The following is a 22008-nucleotide window of genomic DNA, read 5'->3' as shown; positions in this document are numbered from 1 at the left end:
CGAAGGGTGAAGGGCATGGATGCCCGGAGTCATTGTTTTGCGTGCCGCATAATCACAGTTGGCTGCCCTCTTTTTTCTAAGTCAGGCCGGACGCGCCGAAAAGAGAGGATCGTAAGGAGATACCTCTCCTTGCAGGGGGCCAGGGGCTTGCCCCGGAAAGGCGTTTCAGGTTGAAAAACAGTCGTCGATTAATGCTGCAGTTTATGCAGAATCGCAACGACCGTTAAACCGTGCTGGCGGTTACCCGCAAAAAGGTTTCCTGCAGCACCTGCACGTCGTTGGCCGCGCGGTGACGTTCGATGTTCATGGTGTGCCAGAGAGACTTCTTGGTGTCGTGCCAGGCTTCCATCTGCTCCGGCGTCAGCAGCTTGTTGATGGTTTCGATACGGAAGCGCTGCACCAGTTCGGCTTCGTCAAACAGACGCCCCATCCACGAGCTGTCAAAACTCCAGGCATCGGAATAGAGGGTTTTGCCGCGCAGGATTTCGTTCATTTTCAGTGCGACTTCACGCGGGGTCATGCCCTCTTCCTGCAACTGCTCGCGCGAAATGCCATGAATCAGCTCCGCTTCCACACTCCAGTGCAGCCAGGTCGGCGCGGGTTTGATCAGGAAGCTGTGTACCATACGGTCTTCCAGCGCAAAGCCCACCTCAATCGGATAGCTGCCCCGTCCGAAACCGGAGGCCTCAAGGTCGATGATGGGCGGTACGCTGATATCCACGGCGGGTACATCCTTACTTTTATTATTTAAACGTTCATTCTAGTCGCTGCTGCGCCGCTGCTCTATGCACCGGCTAACACTTTACGACTGCATTTTCGACAAAGGCGCCACACGCATCACTTCTGCGACCGTGGTCATACCGGCGGCAACCTTATGCGCACCACTTAAACGCAGGCTGTGCATACCTTCTTTCATCGCACTCTGGCGCAGTTTGATGTGATCCATCTGGTCGTTGATCATCATTTCCAGATTCTCGGTCATCGGCATCACTTCATAGATACCCATCCGCCCCATATAACCGGTGCCACGGCATTCGAGGCAACCTTTAGCGGCGTACACATGCTCCGGTGTTTTCACCAGCCAAGGGGCCGTCAGCTGTTTCCAGGCGTGCTCATCAACTTTTTCTTTGACCTTGCAGTGCGGGCATAACGTCCGCACCAGACGCTGCGCCATCACCCCCAGCACACTGGAGCGGATTAAATACGCCGGCAGCCCCAGCTCCATTAAACGGGTGAAGGCTGAAGGCGCATCATTGGTGTGCAGGGTAGAGAGAACCAGATGGCCGGTTAATGCCGCCTGAACGGCAATTTCGGCGGTCTCAAGGTCACGCACCTCACCGACCATGATGATATCAGGATCCTGACGAAGTAAGGCGCGCACGCCACTGGCGAAGGTCAGGTCGATGCCGGGGTGTACCTGCATCTGGTTAAACGCCGGCTCCACCATTTCGATCGGGTCTTCGATGGTGGACACGTTCACTTCCGGCGTCGCCAGCTGTTTCAGGGTGGAATACAGCGTGGTGGTTTTACCGGAACCGGTCGGCCCGGTAACAAAAATGATGCCGTGGTTGTTGCGCGTCATTTCCGCCCAGCGGCGGTTGTCTTCTTTGCTGAAACCCAGCTCAGAGAAACTGCGCACCAGCACCTGCGGATCAAATACCCGCATCACCAGTTTTTCGCCAAAGGCGGTCGGCAGCGTCGATAAACGCAGCTCCACTTCCTGACCAGACGGGGTTTTGGTTTTTAAGCGGCTGTCCTGAGGTTTACGCTTTTCGGCGATGTTCATCCGCCCCAGCGATTTGATCCGCGCCACCACCGCCATCGCAACCTGCGCCGGCAGTTCGTAAACATTGTGCAGCACGCCGTCGATACGGAAGCGCACATGGCCGACTTCGCGCCGTGGCTCGATGTGAATATCACTGGCACGCTGATCGAAAGCGTACTGCAGCAACCAGTCAACGATATTGACGATGTGCTCGTCATTGGCATCCGGCGCGCGGGCTTTGCCCAGCTCCAGCATGGACTCCAGATTCTGTACCACGCTCGCGCCTTTGTGGCTCTGGCGTGCACGGTTGACCGAGTTGGCCAGCTGATAAAACTCTACGCGGTAACGTTCGATATCACTGGGCGCAGCCAGCACACGTTTTACCTGACGACGGGTAACGTGCTCAACGTCGGCAATCCAGCTGTCCACTTCCGGCTCGGCACAGGCAACCACCACGGTATCGGTGCTCACTTTCACCGCCAGAATACGGTGACGTTCAGCAAAGGCGTAAGACATCACATCGGTCACCGCCGACACGTCCACTTCCAGCGGATCGATCTGCACGGCTTCCATTTTATGGCGCTCGGCCAGCCAGTCGATCAGCAGATGCTCATTTAACACCCGGCCTTTATGGCGGGCGTCGGCGAAATTCTGTTTACCCAGCAGGGTGAGGACGTGCAGGCTTTTCTCTTCCGGCTTACGACGGATGCTCAGCGCCAGCTGATGATCTTCGTCGTTGAGCAGCTGGTCGCGGCGCAGATCTTCAATCAGCGATGGTAATGAGAGTTGGCGTTCCGCCTGAGCCTGCATGTGTCATTCCCTAATCCGTGTATTTTTTCTGCGCACCCGCCTCAGAGTTGTCTGGCCAGATGCTGCAGGTGCTCTTCTGCCCAGCCGCTGTAGTCATCGGCCGTGCGTTGTTCAGCGCCAGCAGCCGGGTTCAGTGGCGGCAGGGGCCAGGGTCTTTGTAACAAAGTTTCTGCGTTAAGCATATCAGACAGCGCACGCCACACTGTTTCACCGGGCGCATTCACCTGCGGCAATGCACGGGCATAATCACAGGCCATACACAGCAGAGCCAGCTCGTGTGCCATGCCACGCCACTGCTCGGTCGATTGTGGTCGCTGACGTTTAAGCTGTTCCAGCAACGGCTGATGCTGACGCAGCAGGTGACGCAACCAGTGGCCTGCCTGCTCGCTGCCTTCTTTTAGCGGCGGCAATGCATACAAGGCCGCCGCAGCCTGTGTCAGCGCTTGTGCCAGCACCGCGTCATCACGCAGCTGTTGCAGGCGCTCCATCCAGACCGCCTGCAGGCTGTTTAGTTCGTCGCGCACGTCACTTTCTTCATCGGCAGAGCGCAGATAGCTGAGCAGCTGGGCCGTGGCCGCCAGCTGCTGCAGTGGCTGTTGCAGCTGGTCCAGTGCTTCACGCAGGGTGCGGGTCTGATTGCGGCGGATCACTTTACCCACCAGCTGCGGCAGGGCACGCAGCGCCTGCCAGTGTGTCCAGGCATCCAGCGCACCATGAATATTGCTGTCCCACAGGCAATGCTCCAGCGCACGCTGCAGGTGTAAGAATTCATAGCTCAGCCACTGCGGCAGAGCTTCGGCCATATCGTCTTCGGCACTCACGCCCGGGGTCTGTGCCCAGGGCTGACTGAGGCGCGCCAGACGGTAGCCACGTTCGGCCTTGCTGATATCACTCAGCCAGAGTGGCGCCTGTTCGGCCAGCTGCAGGGCCATTGCCCACAAACCGGCGGCATCACCCTGTTTTAATTCCAGCTCGACTTCGCACAACGGCAGGGTCTTGCGCCCGCTGCTCACCTCGCCCTGATCCAGCACCACTTCGGCTTCACAGCCATCCAGCTGCCACAGCCAGGCCTGGCGTTCAAAATGGGTGGTGAAGATTTCGCCCAGCTCAGCAACATTGATGCTGGCTGGCCAGTGCTCAGCTACTTCGGCACTCTGCAGCCGGGTACTGTCGAGCTGTGGGGAGGTTAATGGCCAGTTCCATTCACCACGCTGATGTATGCCAGCCTGGCTCTGGCCACGGGTTTTAAGCGTCTGTTCGTAGCCATCACCGTGCTGGCGGATACGCAAAGCCGCACGGGCCGACGATAACGCCGCTGCGGGCGTATCGAGGTACCAGTTTTTCAGCGTAGAATGGCTCAGAGGCCGGGCCTGAGTGTTCAGGAATTGAGTCAGCGCAGGCAAAGATTGCGGGCTGATGCGGAGCTTGAGTTCGGTTTCTTTAGTCATGGCGCTATTGTCATGAGGCGCCCCGCTATAAGCAAGCTCAGTGATGCTTTAAACACTGTTATTAACAGCGTCGTTATTTATAAAAGGCCAGTTATGGATCTGATCAGCCGTCTTACCACTCTTATTGCTCACAACAGCATCAGCTCGGTGTTGCCGGAATACGATGAAAGCAATCTGCCGGTGATCAACACTCTGGCCCAGTGGTTCAGTGAGCTGGGCTTTGCCTGCGAAATTCTGCCGCTGGAAGGCTTCCCCGGTAAAGCTAATCTGATTGCCACCTTGGGGCGTGGTGATGGTGGCCTGGTGCTCAGCGGTCATACCGACACCGTGCCCTGTAATCCGGAGCGCTGGCAGTCCGACCCTTTTACCCTGACCGAGCGTGATGGCCGTTTTTACGGGCTCGGCACCTGCGATATGAAAGGCTTCTTCGCTCTGGTTCTCGAAGCCCTTAAGCACTATCAGGCCAGCGACTTTAAACAACCGCTGATTATTCTCGCCACCGCCGATGAAGAAAGTTCCATGTGCGGCGCGCGCGCGCTGGCGCAGCAGGGTAAGCCGAAAGCTCGCTATGCCGTAGTTGGTGAACCCACCAGCTTAAAACCCATCCGTATGCACAAAGGCATCATGATGGAGAGCGTGCGCTTAACCGGTAAAGCCGGACATTCATCCAACCCGGATCTCGGCATCAACGCCCTCGATGCCATGGTGCCGGTGATGAATGAGTTAATGAATCTGCGCCGTGATCTGGCCGGCCGTTATCAGAACGCGCATTTTGCCGTGCAGGTGCCGACGCTCAACCTTGGCTGTATTCACGGTGGCGATAACCCCAACCGTATCTGTGGCAGCTGTGAACTGGCGTTCGATTTGCGCACTCTGCCGGGGATGAGCAACGACGATCTGCGCGAAGAAATCCGCCAGCGGTTAAACCCCATTGCCGAGCAGAACCGCGTCGAGTTTTCTTTCGAGCCGTTATTTCCCGGCGTGAATTCGTTTGAAACCGCCGCCACCAGCCCACTGGTTCAGGCCGCCGAACGCTTAACCGGCCATATCAGCGCCGCCGTTAATTACGCCACCGAAGCACCTTTTCTGCAGGAGCTGGGCATCGACACCATTGTGCTCGGGCCGGGTAATATCGATCAGGCGCATCAGGTGGATGAATATCTGGCGCAGGATCAGATTGAACCCTGTGTGGAATTATTACGCGGCCTGATTGAGCGCTTCTGTCTGCACCCTTCTGTCTGAGCGCGGCTCATGCTTAAATCAACGCCAACATTAAAAACCTGTTTCAGGAGTGAAAAAGCCGAGTGAATCCAGATACCACCGCTTACGTGCAATGGTTCCGTCAATCATCGCCGTACATTAATGCGCACCGCGGTAAAACCTTCGTCATCATGTTCGAAGGCGATGCCATTGCGCACGACAATTTCAATCATGTGGTGCAGGACATCGCCCTGCTGACCAGCCTTGGTGTACGCCTGGTACTGGTGCATGGCGCGCGACCACAGATTGATGCGGTATTAAGCAAGCTGGATATCCAGAGTCGTTTTCACAACGATTTACGCATCACCGATGGCGAAGCCTTAAATGCAGTAAAAGCGGCAGTCGGCATGGTAAAAGCCGATGTCGAATCACGCCTGTCAATCGGCTTACCCAACTCGCCGATGCACGGCGCACGCATCCGTGTGGTCAGCGGTAATTTCGTCACCGCCAAACCACTGGGCGTGATTGACGGTGTTGATTATCAGCACACCGGCGAGGTGCGGCGTATTGAACATCAGGCCATCAGCGAATTACTGGCACAGCGTAACGTCGTGCTGCTGTCATCGGCCGGTTACTCGCCGTCGGGCGAAATGTTTAACCTCACGGTTGAAGACGTAGCACAGCACACCGCCGTGGCACTGCGCGCCGATAAATTAATTATTATGGGCGAGCAGTCCGGATTGCTGGATGACGACGGCGAGCTGATTAAAGAATTAACCTGCATGGATCTTGAACCGCGTCTGCAGGCCTGGAAAGGCGAAGTGCGCTGCCATGCCGAAGCGGCGATAAAAAGCGTGCGTCAGGGCGTGCCGCGGGTACACCTGCTGAGTTACGCCGACGACGGTGCCCTGCTGCAGGAATTATTCTCACGCGAAGGGCGTGGCACCATGGTCACGCAATACGCCTACGATCAGCTGCGTAATGCCAGAAGCGACGATGTGGTTGGTATTCTTGAATTACTGCGTCCGCTGGAAGAGCAGGGCATTCTGGTGCGCCGTTCACGGGAATTACTGGAAAACGAAATTCAGCGTTTTTATGTGATTGAACGCGACGGCATGATCACCGCCTGTGCGGCGCTCTACCCTTACTCCGACGATAAAGCCGAACTGGCCTGTGTGGCTGTGCATGCCGATTATCGTGGTACGAATCGTGGTCAGCGTCTGCTCGAACAGATTGAGCAGGAAGCCCAGCGGCGTCATTACAAACAATTATTTGTGTTAACCACACGTACCGCCCACTGGTTTATCGAAAATGGTTTTGTCGCCGGTGCCGTTACCGAATTACCGCAGGAGCGGCAGAAACTGTATAACTTCCAGCGTAATTCCAAGGTATTTTTCAAATCCTTGTGAGTAATAAGCAACCGTGATTTCACTCTCTCACCTGGGGCGCGAAATTCATCGGCGTTACGATGAATTCGGCCCCATTCTGGTGTTCGACGACGGCAATAAACGCTATTTAAGTTTTGGCACCGCCGACGAACAAAGCTGCCAGCTGAAAAGTGCGCCACTGCAGTTACAGCACGAATATGCCCGTGCCATGGTCGCCGTGCTGATGCAATCCGACGCCTCGACACCACCGGCGAATATCACGCTGCTGGGAACCGGCGGCGGTACTCTGGCCAGCACACTGTTCCACTGGCTGCCGCAGGCAACGATTCAGACGGTCGATCTCCGTCAGGCAGTATTTCAGATCGCGCAGCAGTATTTTGCCCTGCCCCGTGACAAGCGTCTGAGCACCCATGTCAGCGATGCCGCCGAATTTTTACGCAACAGCGAGCAGGGACAGTGCGATTTATTAATCTGTGATCTGTATCTGGCCGATGGCCTTGATCCGCTGGTATTGCAGAGCGACTTTCTCGATTTATGCGAACGCCATTTATCGGCCCACGGCTGGCTGGTACTGAATTTGTGGAAAGAACACCGCGAACAGACAGACTGTCTGGCACAGTTAAAACAGCGTTTCCCGCAATTGCTGCAAAGCACCACCACCGATGGCAACTGGATACTCTGGGCCAGTAAATACGCGGAAATTGCCGATAAAAAAACGGCCCGCGAACGCTGCGTGCAGCGCTCCCCACTGGCCGGTTTTAATCTCTGGAGTGTGGTAAAAGGCTTTTACCGCCACCGCTGATACAGCCGCACAGCGCACTGGTGCCTACAAAGAATTACAAACTTCCCGGCTTAGTGACACGAACAGCCGTTGCCGCCACTGCAACCATAGGGTAGCGTGCTGATTACAAGATCAGTACGGAGCAGACCTCTGACTGCCCACGTCTGATCACCAGAATAACAACAAGAGTACTCAGTATGTTGCAGTCGCTTATTCAGATCGGCCTGCCGGTCGCCCTGATTTTAATTATGGTCGGCGTTGGTCTCGGCCTGACTCCGGAAGATTTCCGTCGTGTATTCCGCCAGCCGAGAGGCTTTCTGATTGGTGCCTTCTGTCAGATGTTACTGCTGCCACTGATCGCGATGGCGGTCATCGCCGTGACCGGTCTGCATGGCGAAATCGCCATCGGCCTGTTTATTCTTGCTCTCTGCCCCGGTGGCACCACCTCCAATCTTTACAGTTTTCTCGCCCGAGCCGATGTTGGCCTGTCGGTGTCGCTGACGGCGGTGATTGGTTTTATTACGCCGTTCACCATTCCGTTACTCGGCGTCTGGGCCATTAACCATTACAGCGATGCCGGTTCACACTTTGAGCTGCCGATTGTCAGCACCTGGATCAAGCTGATGATTATTACCGTGATTCCGGTGGTGATCGGTATGGCGATCCGCGCAAAATGGCAGCAGTTTGCCCGCCGTATGGAACCGCTGATCACACGTTTTTCTGTGATTGTGCTGGTTGCGGTGATCGTCTCTATCTGTATTAACCTCGGCGATAAGCTGATCGGCTTTACCCTGCAGGCCGGACCTGCCGCACTGCTGCTGAACATCAGCACCATGGGTCTTGGCTATCTGGCCGGACGCTGGTTCCTGCACAGCGAAGCACAGGCACGTGCAATCAGTCTTGAAGTCGGTTTACAGAACGGAACTCTGGCCCTGCTGATCACCACCAGCATTCTGCAGAGCGCCGAAATGTCGATCGCACCCAGCGTTTACAGTCTGATCATGTTCGTCAGTGCCAGTTTGTTTACCATTGCAGTCTTACGCCGCGACCGTCGCCAGGTTGCGGTGGCCTGAAGAGAATATTCCCTGACGGACAGCGTGGCCGGGCAAACAGCGTCCGGCCCGCCGTCAGCTGTCTCAGGATGTAACTAAACACATTTTTGTGACTCATCTCTCGGTAAATTGTCTTAGCAAATCCCCAACCAACGTACCATTTACGCTAGAATCCGCGCCTCACTGACGGAGGACTCTATGCGAACCCGAACTTTATCAACCACCAAGAGCCTGTTGCCTTGTGCGTTACTGCTTTGCAGTGCAGGCCAGGCCATCGCTGATAACGGCCTTAACGTTTATGGCTTTCTGAATGCCGGCGCTTACTACCTCGACGAAGACGACATCACCATTGAGTCGTATGAGTCGGGCAGCCCGCAATTCTTCAACCGCGACACCATGATGGGCCTGCAGATCAGTAAAGAGATCAGCGAGCGCACCAGTGCCACTATCCAGCTGACCGCCAAAGGTGAAGAAGATTTTGCGGTACGCACCTCGCTGGCCTTTATCAGCCACGCGCTGAACGACAGCACCGATATCCGTTTCGGTCGTCTGCGCATTCCGTTCTTCTACTACTCCGAATTCCTCGACGTGGGCTACGCCTATAACTGGATCCGTCCAACCGGTGATGCTTACGGTATTCCGTTCTCCGATTACAACGGTGCCGACATCATCAAACGCTTCAGTTTTGACAGCTTCGACGGTCAGATTCAGCTGAACTACGGCCGTCGTGACAAAGAAATCGTGTTGTTTAACGAAGCCTATGAGTCCGAGCTGAACAACTTCGCCGGCGCTACCCTGAACCTGTATATGGGTGATTTCGGTCTGCGTGTTGGTATGCAGCAGACGCAGATGACGCTGGATTCTGCCGCAGATATGCAGACTCTGATCGATGTACGGACAGGTACTAAAACCCCGGATGAGGCCCTGTACGATCTGGCCGCCAGCGGTGCCCGCCGTATCGATATCGCCCAGACCGCCGCCACCCTGCTGACAAACAGCATGAGTGAGGAAACCAAGGAAACGTTCAACTTCGACGACAAGAAAGCGCGTTACTACAACCTGGCAACTACCTGGGATAACGGTGACTGGAGCTTTATCGCCGAGACCGCAATCATCAACTTCGACTCCGGCCTGTATGTGGATAACTTCGCCTGGCTGGCGTCTCTGGCCAAGCGTTTTGACGCTCTGACCATTCACACCACCTACTCTACCTCGCGTGACCGTCTCGACGGCGGCGATGTCGGCAAGGTGCAGGAAATGATGATGCTGCGCGGTGAAGACGAAAGTATCACCCTCGGTATGCGCTACGACCTGGATGAAGCGACCGCCTTTAAACTGGAAGCATCACACCACATAGAGGAAACCAATCAGGGCCTGCCAGGCGCCTCCGGAACTCTCTACCGCGCCGCATTACAGCTGGTATTCTGAGGAGCTAATACGCATGAAATTTATCAAAGCCCTGGGAATGACCACACTGCTGAGCCTGAGCGCTGCAAGCTGGGCTGACATCGCTGTGATCGTCAATCTGAAGAATAACAATACCTACACGGGTATCGATGCCGATCTGATCGAACGTATTTATCTGGGTAAGGCCAGCAAGTTTCCTGATGGGACTGCGGCCGTGCCTTACGATCTGGCCAAAGGTGACAGCGTACGCGAAAAGTTCGGACGTAAAATTCTGAACAAAAACCCGTCACAGCTGCATGCTTACTGGTCACGTTCAATCTTCTCCGGCAAGAAGCAACCGCCACGTGAAGTCGGTGACGCTGATGCCATGAAGGCTGCCGTTGCCGCCGATCTGAACGCCATTGGCTACATCAACGCCTATGCCGTTGATGCCAGCGTTGCGGTGCTTTACACCATTAAAGACTGACACTGGCCCCGGACGCATGCGTCCGGGGCTTTTTTGTAAGCACAACTCGTCTTATTCTTGCCCGCCTAATTTCAACAAGGATGCGAATACATGATCCGAGCATTTCTGATGATCGCTTTACTGACCGGAACCCTGCCGTTCTCTCAGTTACAGGCCGCAGAACTGGTACTCAACGGCAGCGCTTCCTATTACTACCTGACCCGCGAATACTATGTTGCCGGTCTTTATCTGCCCGCTCCGGAACAGGACCCGGACGCCATCCTCTCGCCTGACACTGCCAAACGCATGCAGCTGATTGTCAGTACCGAACGCTGGTCGCCACGTAAATGGGCACAGCAGTGGCAGAACAATATCTCCATCAATAACGATAACCTCAGCGCCGATACTCAGGTACAGCAGGCGGTGATGGAATTTACCCAGTTTCCGCGTGACGACCTGCACCGCGATGACGAAATCCGTGTCGATTATCAGCCCGGCGGCAACACCCGCGTTCTGCTTAACCGCGAACTGGTGATCGAGAGCAGCGGCGTCGAACTGTTTAACTACCTGCTCAATACCTGGATCGGCAAACTGCCGCCATCGCGCGAGTTCCGCCAGCATATCCTGCAGCAGGACACCTCCGCCGCTGCCGAACAAAACCGTCGTCTGCTGCTGACCCATGAAATCCCGGCCGCACGCAACCAGCTGTATTCCGGCTGGCTCAACGCCGAGCGCGCTGCTCAGCAAGCCGAACAGGAACGCCAGCAGCAACAGGCAAGGGCTGCAGAACTGGAAGCCGAAAAAGCCGAACAGGAAGCCAGAAAACAGCGCGAGGCTGAAGCCCGCCGTCTGGCCGAAGAACGCGCCGCACGTGAAGCCGCCGAGAAGCTGGCCAAGCAACGCGCCGAGCAGCTGCGTCAGGCCCAGGCTACCGCCATCAAGGCTCAGGCAGAGCGTTTAGCCAAAGCGCAGAAACCCGCCAGCAGCAAAGCCAGCAACAGTAAAAGCACCGCGAAAAGCGCCGACATTCTCGCCGCCGAACAGGACTACTACCTGCAGCAACTGCAATGGCAGTTACAGCGCCAGCTGGAAGCCGAAGTCAGCTACCCGGCCTGGGCCAAACAGTTTGCCCAGGAAGGTCTGGTGGAAATGGATCTGGAGCTGAACCGGGCCGGTGAAACCTTCAACCTGCGCGCGCGTGATGACAGTGTCGCCAAGCTGTTAGTCAGCGAAGTACAGCGTGCGGTGCAGAGTGCGGCCAGCAAGATCAGTATCAACGACGATCTCGAAGGCCAGCAGTGGCCGCTCAGTGTGAGTTACCGCTTCTCGCTGCAGGGGGCAGAACAGCCAACCATGGCGATGCCACAGCCGCCCAAATCACTGCAGGTGAAAAAAGCGCCGCCGGCACAACAGGGACAACTGCGTCAGAGTTACGAAGATGTGCAGCGTGAGCGTATTCTGAGTGCGGTTGAATATCCGAAAGCGGCTCAGATTCTGAAGAAAAAAGGTCTGGTGGAATTACAGGTGGAAATTCTGCGCGACGGTAAACTGGGCGAGATTAAAGAACTCAGCAACAACCGTCACCGCGAACTGACTCAGGCATTAATCAACGCCGTCAAACAGAACGCTCCTTTCCCGCCGCTGCCTGCAGAACTCAGCGACAGCAGCCTGAAGCTTAAAGTCAGCCACGACTTCAAACTCTGAGATATGCCCGCCATACCAGTCTGTTAGCACAGACTGGTATGGCACCAGCGACCTCACCAGGGCAGAGGTTCTGCCACTTCCGCCCAGCGCTGCTGCTGATCAATATCGGCCAGCTCATCTCCCAACCGCTCACAGGCTGCCAGTGCGATATCCCAGCGCCGGCGGCGCTCGCCGTAATCCGGGTAATCGTAAAAATCATCAAGGTCAGGAATGCGCCCACCGGGCAGCGTCGCTGCAAACTCCCAGGACGGCGCAATAATGATCGTGCGGCGATAATTCTCCCGCGAGGCCGTGCGCCAGCGCAGCTTCTTATCAAACCAGCCGCCTTTCGGGGCTTTGGCAAAATAGTGCGGATAAAGCACAAAGCCCTTCTCCGGCAGCACCGGTAAATCAAACTGATAGTCGGTGATACCGCCATCACGGTAAGTACCGCGCGGTGCACCGGGAATATTACGTACTCCGGCAATCACCAGCGGAATCGCGCCACTGGCGAGAATCGCCGGCTGCAGATTATCTTCGGTTAAGGTCACATGGCGCGCCGGCAGATGCGGGTAATGATCAATCGGCGCACGCTGCGGATGATGAAACACCACCCGCTCAATCCACGGGCGCATGGCACTGCGGGCGAACAGGTTGGCGGTCATGGCGCCAGCCAGCCCCAGCGTTTGCGGTACCTTATGATCCGCTCCGGCCAGACCACGGCAGCGCGCCACCAGCGTGTGATAACGCACCACCGGGTTATTGATGATCTCCTGCGTACCGGTTTCGCCAAGAATCACATCCAGAATATGGCGACAAACCGCTGCCACTTCCTGTGCTGTCGGTTTGGCCGAGGCGTATTGCTGGCTGATATAGGCCTCCTGCAGACGCGCATGGGCCGCGAGCGGATCGTTCTGCGCATAACAGGCCATACGCCAGGCACCGGCTGAGGTACCCAGTACATGCAAAGGCTGCTGGCGCCCGCGCACCCATTCACTCAGCAGGTAACGATCCATCGCCGCCAGCGATAACCATTTGGGGCCGCCGGAAGCACCCAGCATCATTTCGATATCGGATGACTGCAAACCATTGGCGCGGATATGCGCCAGCGCTTCGTGACCGGCAAAGATTTTTAAAGCGGGCTTCATGCCTCATGCTCCAGAACCACAGGAAGTGCTCTTTCTACCCTGTCTGCATGACAAAATTAAGGGGCAAAGATGCTAAGGGCCTGTCAACACTCATTAAACAGGCCCTGAGAAACCTCTGAATAACCTGCTATTCGCTCTGGATTAATGGAAATTGCACGGCAGCCACAGGACGCGGCTGCCGTAAAACAACGCAGCGTCCAGCTACAGGCGGAACTGCATCATCTGTTTGGCCAGCTGCTGAGCCAGCTTGGCCAGCTCCTGTACTTCCTGCTGACACATGGTCAGACCGTCACTGGAGCGGCTGCTCAGTTCAGCAATGTTCTGCACATTGCGGCTGATGTCTTCGGTTACTGAGCTTTGTTCTTCCGTGGCTGTTGCCACCTGATGGCTGAGGCCCACCACATCACTGACGTTTTCGCTGATGCTGGTCAGCGCTTCGCCCATGCGTTTGGCTGCCGATACCGTTTCTGCGGTCGCACCTTCACCGGCTTCCATGGCTTTAACGGCTCGCTGCGACCCCTGCTGCAGGCGCTCAATGATGGCTTCGATTTCGCTGGTCGATTCCTGGGTACGGCGGGCCAGATTACGCACCTCATCAGCCACCACGGCAAAGCCACGGCCATGCTCACCGGCGCGCGCCGCCTCAATGGCGGCGTTCAGTGCCAGCAGGTTGGTCTGCTCGGAAATCGCGCTGATCACCTGAATCACCTGGCCGATATCGCTGACCTGCTGCGCCAGCTGACCAATGGCATCGGCTGATTCACGGATGTCCGCCGACATGCTGTTTACCTGACTTTCCGAGCGCTCCATATCACCGCGGATACGGCCGGCGTCGGTACCGACACTTTCCAGTTTGGTTGCCGTTTCCGTGGCGTTACGCGCCACTTCCTGCACCGTTGCTTCCATTTCGTAAATTGCGGTCGCAACCGAGTCGGTCAGTTTGCTCTGTTCAGACGCCCAGCTGTGATTGGTGGTCACCACTTCTTCAATCTGTTCGGTATAGGTTTTTACCTGCTCAGCGGTATCGAGGATGCCGCGAATCATCTGCCGCTGTGATTCCATAAAGTCGTTAAAGCCACGCGCCAGCTGGCCAAGTTCATCGTTACTTTCGACCTTAAGGGTCTGGGTCAGGTCGCCACCGCCCTGGCCTATGCTGATCAGAGCCTGGGTAATACGGCGTAACGGCAGTGTCATCCGGTCAGCAAGGAGCGCAATCAGACCAAGAAAGACCAGTGCCGTCACGATTCCTACGCCCAGCGATAACAACGTAGACTTGCGCAGCACGCCGTAGATTTCCCCGCGCGGGACCTCCACCACCAGATGCCAGTCCACCTCATCCAGCTGCATGGCAGATGCAATGATCGGTTTACCATCCCGCTCAAATTCCACCAGATCACCGGCCGTCGCTGCCAGCAACTGCTGAGCGTTAAGCGCCGGCATATGCTGTGCCAGTGGCACACCGGATAACTTCAGATCCGGGTGAATCAGTATATTGCCGCTATTGTCAGTCAGATAAACGATGCCGGTTTCAGCAAAACGGAATTGACGGATGCGTTCGGCCATTTCCTGCAGACCGATGCCTAAACCACTGATGCCCAGCGCTTTACCATTACGTTCGATGCGGACATTAATAAATAAGGTGGGTTTGCCGCTGGTTTTATCCACATCCAGCTGCAGGGCGCGTTTCAGGCCCTTATCGAGAAAGCCAAAAAACCAGCCGTCGTTTGCTGCGGTAACCTTACGGCTGATGCCTTTCTGGGTGTAGTAGTTGCGGCTCAGAGCCGATACAAAGTGAGCACTGTCAGCCTTTTGCCGGCGGGCAATGGCTTCAAGAAATTCCTGATTCAGCGGCCATTCCTCCTGCGGCTCACCACGCTCAATCCAGTTTTGCATCAGCGCGTTATCGGCAATCAGTTCAGAGGAGGTAATAGCGGCGGTCAGGTCTTTTTCGATTTCCTGGGCAATGGCCCGGATGTTCGCCGGCAGGGCAGAACCCAGCCAATAGGTCTCCAGCTGCTGGCGGCTTTGCCAGATGCCAATGCTGACGACCAGCGCCACACTCAGCAGCAGAGCACCGCCCATACTGAGCAGCAATTTCTGGCGAATGGTCATGAGGGGGACTCCTGAAGGAAAATAGGGTTCCTTCAGATTAGCAGCCGTAAACACGCCTGATTAGACCAGATACGACAGCTTGGTGTGACCAGCCCCCTTAAAGAGGCATAAACCAGCGGCGCTTGCCTGTCATTACATCAGGCCGGGTCACACGGATTAAACAGGCCTCAGACAGCGGCCGACTGCAGCTGATAATGCCGCACCCGCCACAGCAACAATCCACCCATCAGCAGATTACCTGCCGCCGCGCCGATCAGCAGGCCCGGATAGCCACCCAGCTCTGCACCAATAAAGGCGCCGGGCACATAAAAGGCAAACAGGCGGACAAAGTTAATCACCATCGAAGTCTGGGTACGCTGCAGGGAGTTCAGCGCAGAATTCACACACAGCACAATCCCCATACCGGCATAGCCCAGCGGCAGCCAGCGTACGTACTCGACGATACTCTGCTGCACCGCCGGATCAGCGGAAAACAGCTGCGCCAGCCAATGACCCGTAACCCAGAAAATCAAACACACCGCTCCCTGCCACAAGGCCAGAAAACGGAAGCTGCTGTACAACGCCTGCCAGATACGGTCGTACTGAGCGGCGGCATGATTCTGCGCAACAAACACCGGTAAGGTTGAAGTCAGTGCCAGAATGACCACGATAGCGAATGGCTCCAGACGCATGCCGACACCAAAGCCAGCCACGGCTTCCGGCCCCAGCGGCGCTACCATCACCAGCAGAATGGCACCGGCCACCGGCACCATCATATTGGTGACCATCGCCGGAACACCCAGCTGCAGCATTCGTTTCCACAAGACCCGCACATCGTGCCAGCCCATGCCATGACGGCTGATATAACCTTCACGGCGCTGGCGGGTCATAATCACCAGCAGCACCAGAATCCAGCACAGCGCACTGGCCAGCGCCGCGCCACCGATGCCCATTCCCGGCAATGGCCCCCAGCCAAAAATCAGCAGCGGATCAAGTAACGCATTCAGCACCGCAGCCACCATCATCATCTGCGATGGCAGTTTGGTATTACCGGTTGCCCGCATGGCACTGTTCTGCATCATCATCAGCAGCAGTACGATGGCGCCGGGCCACCAGAACACCATAAAGCGGCGGATTTCCGGCAACAGCTCATCACCGGCCCCCAGCAAACGGAACAGGGCGTCATTGCTCAGCCAACCCGCCACGGCAATCACCACGCCCAGCAATAAACTGAGCAGCAAGCCCGCCATCGCAGCACGCTGTGCCTGCAGGTTGTCATCAGCGCCCACCGCGCGCGCAATTAAAGCGGACATGGCAATGCCCAGACCAATCGCCAGATTCATCACCAGCATGGTGACCGGCATAGCAAAGCCCACGGCTGCCAGACTTTCGGTGCCGAGCAGGCTGATAAACCAGGTATCGACCATATTGAAAAAGAAGACCGCCATAATGCCCAGCACCATCGGCTGAGTCAGGCTGTAGAGTGTCCGGTTAACCGGGCCGCTGAGAATGGCTTGGCGCACACTGGCATCCTTATGCGTATTGTTTTTCTGCGCACACTCTACACTAAAACCGCACAAGCACAGGCTGGCTTTGTGCTACGCACTGTTCCGCCAGCCGGGCCTTTATCCCGTCCTGCCCTTGCACAGATCCCCCCCTGTCGCTAACCTGCCGGCAAGTTTTTTTGCGCAGAGAGGATGCTATGCGTCGCCAAGCCCTGATTGTTTCATCATTCGCCGTATTGCCGTTGTTGCTGTCCGCCATGCAGACCAGCGCCGAAGAAGCCGTTGCTGCAGACGCTGCCGCAGCACCGGAATTCCCGATCTGGGGTGGGTCTGCCGAACTGGGCACCATCCGCACCTCAGGTAATACCGATACCTCCAGCATTAACGGTAAATTTGCTGTTAAACGCGATGGTGAACTCTGGGATTCCAGCCTCAAACTGGATGCCCTGACCAGTAAAGAAGATGGCGTTACTTCAAAAGAAAAGTACCGCGGCACCGTTCAGTTTGACCGTAACTTCAGTGAGCATTCTTACCTCGCCATCGTCGGTGACGAAGAACGTGACCGCTTCAGCGGCTTTGAGTATCAGGCCACGTTATCCGCCGGTTACGGTTACCGCGCCATCCATGAACAGAATATGGAACTCGACCTTGAAGCCGGTCCCGGTTACCGTCGCGACAAGCTGAAAGAAACAGATGAGATCAATGAAGAAGTTATCGCCCGTCTGGTTGCCAGATATCACTGGACCATTCAGAAAGGCGTCGAGTTTATTGAAGAATTCAGTGCCGAACTGGGCGAAAGCAACAGTATCTATAAATCAGAAACCGGTCTGAAAAGTCAGATCAACGGCAGCCTGGCCACCAAGCTGACCTATAAAGTGAAGTACGTTGATAAGGTGCCGGCAGAAAGCGAAAACACCGATACCGAGTTTGGCGTTACTCTGGTGTACAGCTTCTGATCGGATTGTTCTGCCACCGCAGATAACAAAAAGCCCGCGTTATTACGCGGGCTTTTTGTATCCGATAAAACCGGATTATTTATCGCAGTCTTTATCTTTACGGTGACCATGATGGCCATCCAGGCCGTCTTCATCCGGGTGATGCCATTTGCGCATCTGCTTCTCTTTCAATGCCGTCCATTTTTCCTGCTGTTCGGCAGTCAGCACACTTTGCACCAGTTGTTCAAAATGCTGGCGCGCCGCTTCACGCTGAGGCTGATCCAGCGGCCACTGGTAGTTGTCTTTCTGCTCTTTAACGCCTTTCAGCAAAGTATCTTTCTGTTCATCGCTCAGATCCAGTTTACGGGCCAGTTCTTTAGCGTGTTTTTTCTGCATTTTGGCGTGCTGCTCGCGCATTAAGCTCTGCGCCTGCTCACGCTGTTCGGGGGTCAGCACCTGTTGGATTTCAGCGCGCATCGCCTGCATCAGTTCGTGTGCTTTGGCGCGGTTCTCACTGCGGGGCGTGTCGGCCTTACGCAACTCGCGGAATTTACTTTCGTAGCTGTCTTCAATTTCGTCGATGCGCTCTTCCTGGGCATCGCTCAGTTCCAGCTCATCGTCCCAGTCTATTTCGCGGTGCTTGCCACCAAAGGCCAGCGCCTGACTGGCCAGCAGCAAAGTACAGGCGGCACCAACGGCCTTGATTAGGGTCTGTTTCATCATTCGGTCCTCTGGCGATGCCAGGCAATGTGTACGCTTATCAGTGTACGGATTGCCACACAAAGTTGTGTCCGCCATTGCAAAGAATTGTCACAGGAAAACCATGGATATAATCCCTTATCAGGCGCGAGACGGACGGCGTGAATGTTCGTTATCATAGGGCATTTCTGCTGTACGACGAAGACCATGAGCGATACCAACAACGATCCCGAAGAGCAGCTGTTCCTGCAGGAAATGCAGGGCGTTAAGCCACTGCAAACAAAAGAGCGGGTCGAGCTGCGCAAGGCTGAGACGTCACAGGTCAGTGCTGCGGCACGCCGTCAGGCGGCACAGCAACAGCCCGAAGAACAGGATGGTAACCGCCTGCAGACCAGCGAGGTCAAGCGCGTCGGTCCGCACGATGTCATCGGCTATAAACGTCCCGGTATTCAGGATGGGGTATTCCGCAAACTGCGGCTGGGTAAATATGAAACCGAAGCCCGCCTCGACCTTCACCGTCGCACCATCGATGAAGCACGGCGCGAGCTGTACCGTTTTATTCAGGATTGTATGGCGCACGATATCCGCAGTGTGCTGGTACTGCCCGGCAAGGGTGACCGCAATATCAACGACCCGGCGGTATTAAAAAGCTATCTGGTGCACTGGCTGGAGGAGCTGGACGAAGTTCAGGCCTACCACACCGCGCAACCCCATCACGGCGGCGCCGGAGCCTTTTACGTACTGCTGCGTAAAAGCGAACGGAAAAAACAGGCCGCGCGCGAACAGTTCAGCAAAGGGCGTCTCTGATCACTCACTTGCTGCTGTAGTAATCCGCTGTTACCCAACATTCCTTACAATCCGCCAGACTCGCTGTTCCACAACAACAATACGGAGCAGCGCTCATGGCAAATATCCTCATTATTGCCGGCGATTACGTCGAAGATTACGAACTGATGGTGCCGTTTCAGGCATTGCAGATGGTCGGTCACAGCGTCAGCGTGGTATGCCCGGATAAAGCGTCCGGCGACAGTGTCCGTACCGCGATCCACGACTTCGAAGGCGACCAGACCTACAGCGAAAAGCCCGGCCATAATTTTGTACTGAATGCAGATTTCGCCAGCATTAACGAACAGGAATTCGACGCCCTGCTGCTGCCCGGTGGCCGTGCGCCGGAATACCTGCGCCTGAACAGCCGCGTGCTGGAACTGGTGAAACACTTCGCCAGCGCTGGCAAACCCATTGCTGCGGTTTGCCATGGCGCGCAGCTGCTGACCGCTGCTGATGTTATCCGCGAACGCAAAATTTCGGCTTACCCGGCCTGTGCACCGGAAGTCACCATGGCCGGAGGCATCTATGCCGATATCGCCGTCGATCAGGCTGTTACCGACGGCAATATCGTTACCGCTCCGGCCTGGCCTGCCCACCCGCAGTGGCTGGCGCAGTTTAATGCCCTGTTGCAATAATCAGTACCTGTCAGAATCGGCATGATGCTGACTGCGCGTAAAGGAGGGTGCAATCACTTTCCTTTGCGCGACATAATGGGCACCGGACTGATTGCCTCAGGAAGCTTTCCATGTGTGAAATTTATTCAGGTGCCGAACCGGAACTGTTTGAACTGAAGACCCGTTCCATCCGTATCGATGGCGTCGTCACCAGTATTCGTCTGGAGGCTGTCTTCTGGCAATTGCTGGAGCAGATCGCTGCCGATGCTGGGCTGACACTGGGTACTTTTATTACCCGTATCTATCGTGAAGTACTGGAGCGCCGTGGCGAAACCGGTAACTTTACTTCCTTACTGCGTGTCGCCTGCACAACACATCTGAATCAGGGGCAGCGTCTGACACTCACCACCAGTGCCTATCAGGACACCATTAACGATAACCAGGAAACGGTACGCAAGGTATCCTGAGAGCTTCAGGCATTATTCGGTATCGGCCGATTGCATATGCTGTTCTGCCCACAGGTACTGGGCCTGCTGCAGCAGCGGCGGCATCCAGTTTTCTTCTTTTGCCTGCACCAGTACTTTCTCTATGCGCGCGCGCAATTCCGGCGAATTACAGGCCGACTTTTTCGACAGGGTCAGATACAGCGGCTCGCTGCTGATTTCCTGCGCTAATGGATGGATATTCAGATAGCCATTACGCGCAGCGTAGGCACGGGCAGGATTCTCTTCATACAAAACATAATCAACCCGCTGACCATTCAGCATCTTCAGCCCCTGTTCCAGACTGCCAACCTGATGAATGGTGAGGTGCTTGCGGGCAAAGTCATCAAACTCCTGACCAAAGCTGTTATGAATAACAGTAACGCCCTGGCGGCCGATTAAATCTTCCCAGCGGTTAAACTCAAAGGGTCTTTCATTATTAACCCACACCACGGTACGGGTCAGCTGAAAGGCGGGGCGCAGATAATCCATACGCTCAGAGCGGGCATCGGTATAAAAGGCACCGGCAATAAAATCGATACGTCCGGCCGCAACTTCTTCCTGAGTCCGGCCCCAGGGACCGCTGTATTGCAGATCGATTTTTATATCGAGTCGTTTTGAAACTTTGTGTAAGAAGCCGGAGATTGCACCGGTTAACACTTCGGGATTTTGCGGCGACCGCCACAGGTAAGGCGGATATTCGGCATTACCACTGGCGGTAAATAAATGGCAGGCGTCCTGTTCTGCACTGGCGGAAATGCCGGTAATCATTACCAGCCAGAACATAACAATCTGTTTCATGAGTTGCACACCCCAACACAAATATCCGGGATCGGATTCAGTATAGGCGGCCACTAATTAATTGCCTGCTACTTTACTGCCAGCTCCGCATCCAGAGCATCGATTGCCTGCGCCATCCGTTCGCGGGTCATCTCTGCAAGGCGCTTCACATCGTCCTCACCCATACCCTCGGTACTGATCGGTTCCAGATAACGCGCCAACACTTTACCACTATGGAAGCGGTGCAGATCAATATTTTTATGCGTACTGCTGTATACCATTGGCACAACAGGTAAACCGGCTTCAATGGCAAGCGCAAAGGCACCGCTTTTAAAGGGTAATAATCCCTTACCACGCGAACGGGTACCTTCCGGAAAAATGTAAACCGCACAACCGCGTTTTTTTACCGTGCGCGCTACCGTGGCCATCGTTTCCCAGGCTTTGGCTTTATTGGTTCTGTTAATAAAAATATTACCAGCAAGCCAGAACAACAAACCAAACACCGGAATAAAACGCAGACTGCTTTTACCTAAAATGGCGATATTACCGGGCAGCATGCCGGGATAAATAAAAACGTCCAGAGTGTCCTGATGATTACCGACATAAATAGCCTGACCATCACCGACCGGAGATTGATTAAGCACTTTCATATCAATGTTCAGCAGCCAGCGGCCGAAAGAAAATATCTTGGCGCAGTCGCGGGTATTATTACGATGGAAAGGACGAATGATGCACAGCACCAGACCAAGCGTGCAGCCAAACAGAAAATAGCCGGTTAATACGACAGCACGAAAAACAAACAGCATGATGAAGTCTCTTATTATTGTTTATAGGTGCCGCTGAGCTCCATCTCCGGGCGACACATACAGCAGATGCAAAAACGCTATTGTTCTCACAGGACAGGCCGGCAGCAAGGTGCCGGCATGCCATTATTCTGTGAATAACAG

General features: G+C 55.5%; 20 protein-coding genes. 11 read left to right on the top strand and 9 right to left on the bottom strand.

Translation table 11 applies throughout. The features are described 5' to 3' along the window. Positions 1–223 precede the first annotated feature (223 nt). The 3 genes from LGT44_RS06190 to LGT44_RS06180 all read right to left on the bottom strand — a co-directional run bounded on the left by LGT44_RS06190 (position 224) and on the right by LGT44_RS06180 (position 4023). A complete protein-coding gene (locus LGT44_RS06190; protein ID WP_145467725.1) occupies positions 224–721 on the bottom strand; it encodes a 3'-5' exonuclease in 498 nt (165 codons plus the stop codon). An 81-nt stretch (positions 722–802) separates the two neighbouring features. Next, on the bottom strand, positions 803–2575 hold the full coding sequence (locus LGT44_RS06185) for a GspE/PulE family protein (protein WP_230331030.1): 1773 nt from the start codon (positions 2573–2575) through the stop codon (positions 803–805). 41 nt (positions 2576–2616) lie between these two features. Further along, positions 2617–4023, bottom strand: a complete 1407-nt coding sequence (locus LGT44_RS06180) for a CYTH domain-containing protein (protein WP_230331029.1) — start codon at positions 4021–4023, stop codon at positions 2617–2619. 93 nt (positions 4024–4116) lie between these two features. Between LGT44_RS06180 and argE the strand changes: the two genes are divergently transcribed. The 7 genes from argE to LGT44_RS06145 all read left to right on the top strand — a co-directional run bounded on the left by argE (position 4117) and on the right by LGT44_RS06145 (position 12000). Further along, complete coding sequence (gene argE / locus LGT44_RS06175; protein ID WP_186435834.1) at positions 4117–5265, top strand: acetylornithine deacetylase; 1149 nt, start codon at positions 4117–4119, stop codon at positions 5263–5265. A gap of 62 nt (positions 5266–5327) precedes the next feature. Then, positions 5328–6632 carry an amino-acid N-acetyltransferase gene (gene argA, locus LGT44_RS06170; RefSeq protein WP_230331028.1) on the top strand — a complete coding sequence of 435 codons (1305 nt, stop codon included), beginning with the start codon at positions 5328–5330 and terminating at the stop codon, positions 6630–6632. Between the two features lie 13 nt (positions 6633–6645). Then, entirely contained in the window at positions 6646–7413 is a 768-nt protein-coding gene (locus tag LGT44_RS06165) for a spermidine synthase (RefSeq protein ID WP_145467715.1), read from the top strand. Between the two features lie 176 nt (positions 7414–7589). Beyond that, positions 7590–8465 (top strand): bile acid:sodium symporter family protein, encoded by an 876-nt coding sequence (locus LGT44_RS06160; protein WP_145467713.1) that lies wholly within the window; start codon positions 7590–7592, stop codon positions 8463–8465. A gap of 177 nt (positions 8466–8642) precedes the next feature. Then, positions 8643–9872, top strand: a complete 1230-nt coding sequence (locus tag LGT44_RS06155; protein ID WP_230331027.1) for a porin — start codon at positions 8643–8645, stop codon at positions 9870–9872. A gap of 13 nt (positions 9873–9885) precedes the next feature. After that, a complete protein-coding gene (locus tag LGT44_RS06150; protein WP_145467709.1) occupies positions 9886–10317 on the top strand; it encodes a phosphate ABC transporter substrate-binding protein in 432 nt (143 codons plus the stop codon). 90 nt (positions 10318–10407) lie between these two features. Continuing rightward, positions 10408–12000, top strand: a complete 1593-nt coding sequence (locus LGT44_RS06145; RefSeq protein WP_145467707.1) for a TonB family protein — start codon at positions 10408–10410, stop codon at positions 11998–12000. Positions 12001–12053: 53 nt separating this feature from the next. Here the strand turns inward: LGT44_RS06145 and LGT44_RS06140 are convergent, their stop codons facing one another. From LGT44_RS06140 to LGT44_RS06130, 3 genes are all read right to left on the bottom strand, one after another. Then, positions 12054–13127, bottom strand: a complete 1074-nt coding sequence (locus LGT44_RS06140; RefSeq protein WP_230331026.1) for a patatin-like phospholipase family protein — start codon at positions 13125–13127, stop codon at positions 12054–12056. 201 nt (positions 13128–13328) lie between these two features. Next, positions 13329–15239 (bottom strand): methyl-accepting chemotaxis protein, encoded by a 1911-nt coding sequence (locus tag LGT44_RS06135; RefSeq protein WP_230331025.1) that lies wholly within the window; start codon positions 15237–15239, stop codon positions 13329–13331. A 167-nt stretch (positions 15240–15406) separates the two neighbouring features. Then, a complete protein-coding gene (locus tag LGT44_RS06130) occupies positions 15407–16741 on the bottom strand; it encodes an MATE family efflux transporter (RefSeq protein ID WP_225691150.1) in 1335 nt (444 codons plus the stop codon). Positions 16742–16920: 179 nt separating this feature from the next. Here LGT44_RS06130 and LGT44_RS06125 point away from each other — a divergent pair, with 179 nt between their 5' ends. Continuing rightward, positions 16921–17679 carry a DUF481 domain-containing protein gene (locus tag LGT44_RS06125; protein ID WP_145467699.1) on the top strand — a complete coding sequence of 253 codons (759 nt, stop codon included), beginning with the start codon at positions 16921–16923 and terminating at the stop codon, positions 17677–17679. A 75-nt stretch (positions 17680–17754) separates the two neighbouring features. Here LGT44_RS06125 and LGT44_RS06120 read toward each other — a convergent pair whose 3' ends face one another. Further along, positions 17755–18378, bottom strand: a complete 624-nt coding sequence (locus tag LGT44_RS06120; RefSeq protein WP_145467697.1) for a hypothetical protein — start codon at positions 18376–18378, stop codon at positions 17755–17757. A 186-nt stretch (positions 18379–18564) separates the two neighbouring features. Between LGT44_RS06120 and smrA the strand changes: the two genes are divergently transcribed. The 3 genes from smrA to LGT44_RS06105 all read left to right on the top strand — a co-directional run bounded on the left by smrA (position 18565) and on the right by LGT44_RS06105 (position 20266). Further along, positions 18565–19164 carry a DNA endonuclease SmrA gene (smrA, locus tag LGT44_RS06115; protein WP_145467695.1) on the top strand — a complete coding sequence of 200 codons (600 nt, stop codon included), beginning with the start codon at positions 18565–18567 and terminating at the stop codon, positions 19162–19164. Positions 19165–19259: 95 nt separating this feature from the next. After that, the gene (locus LGT44_RS06110; RefSeq protein WP_145467693.1) at positions 19260–19820 is read left to right on the top strand and encodes a DJ-1/PfpI family protein; all 561 of its coding nucleotides are present in this window, start codon (positions 19260–19262) and stop codon (positions 19818–19820) included. A gap of 110 nt (positions 19821–19930) precedes the next feature. Further along, positions 19931–20266 carry a ribbon-helix-helix domain-containing protein gene (locus tag LGT44_RS06105; RefSeq protein WP_145467691.1) on the top strand — a complete coding sequence of 112 codons (336 nt, stop codon included), beginning with the start codon at positions 19931–19933 and terminating at the stop codon, positions 20264–20266. Between the two features lie 12 nt (positions 20267–20278). Here LGT44_RS06105 and LGT44_RS06100 read toward each other — a convergent pair whose 3' ends face one another. Together LGT44_RS06100 and LGT44_RS06095 are read right to left on the bottom strand one after the other, a co-directional pair. Beyond that, positions 20279–21082 (bottom strand): substrate-binding periplasmic protein, encoded by an 804-nt coding sequence (locus tag LGT44_RS06100; protein ID WP_230331024.1) that lies wholly within the window; start codon positions 21080–21082, stop codon positions 20279–20281. Positions 21083–21150: 68 nt separating this feature from the next. Next, positions 21151–21867, bottom strand: a complete 717-nt coding sequence (locus LGT44_RS06095) for a 1-acylglycerol-3-phosphate O-acyltransferase (protein WP_145467687.1) — start codon at positions 21865–21867, stop codon at positions 21151–21153. Between the last annotated feature and the right edge of the window lie 141 nt (positions 21868–22008).

This window comes from Thalassolituus alkanivorans (genome assembly GCF_020447205.1).
In the GTDB taxonomy this organism is placed as follows: domain Bacteria; phylum Pseudomonadota; class Gammaproteobacteria; order Pseudomonadales; family Oceanobacteraceae; genus Venatoribacter; species Venatoribacter alkanivorans.
The sequence above is the reverse complement of the archived record's forward strand: the minus strand, read 5'-3'. Positions and strand labels throughout refer to the sequence as shown.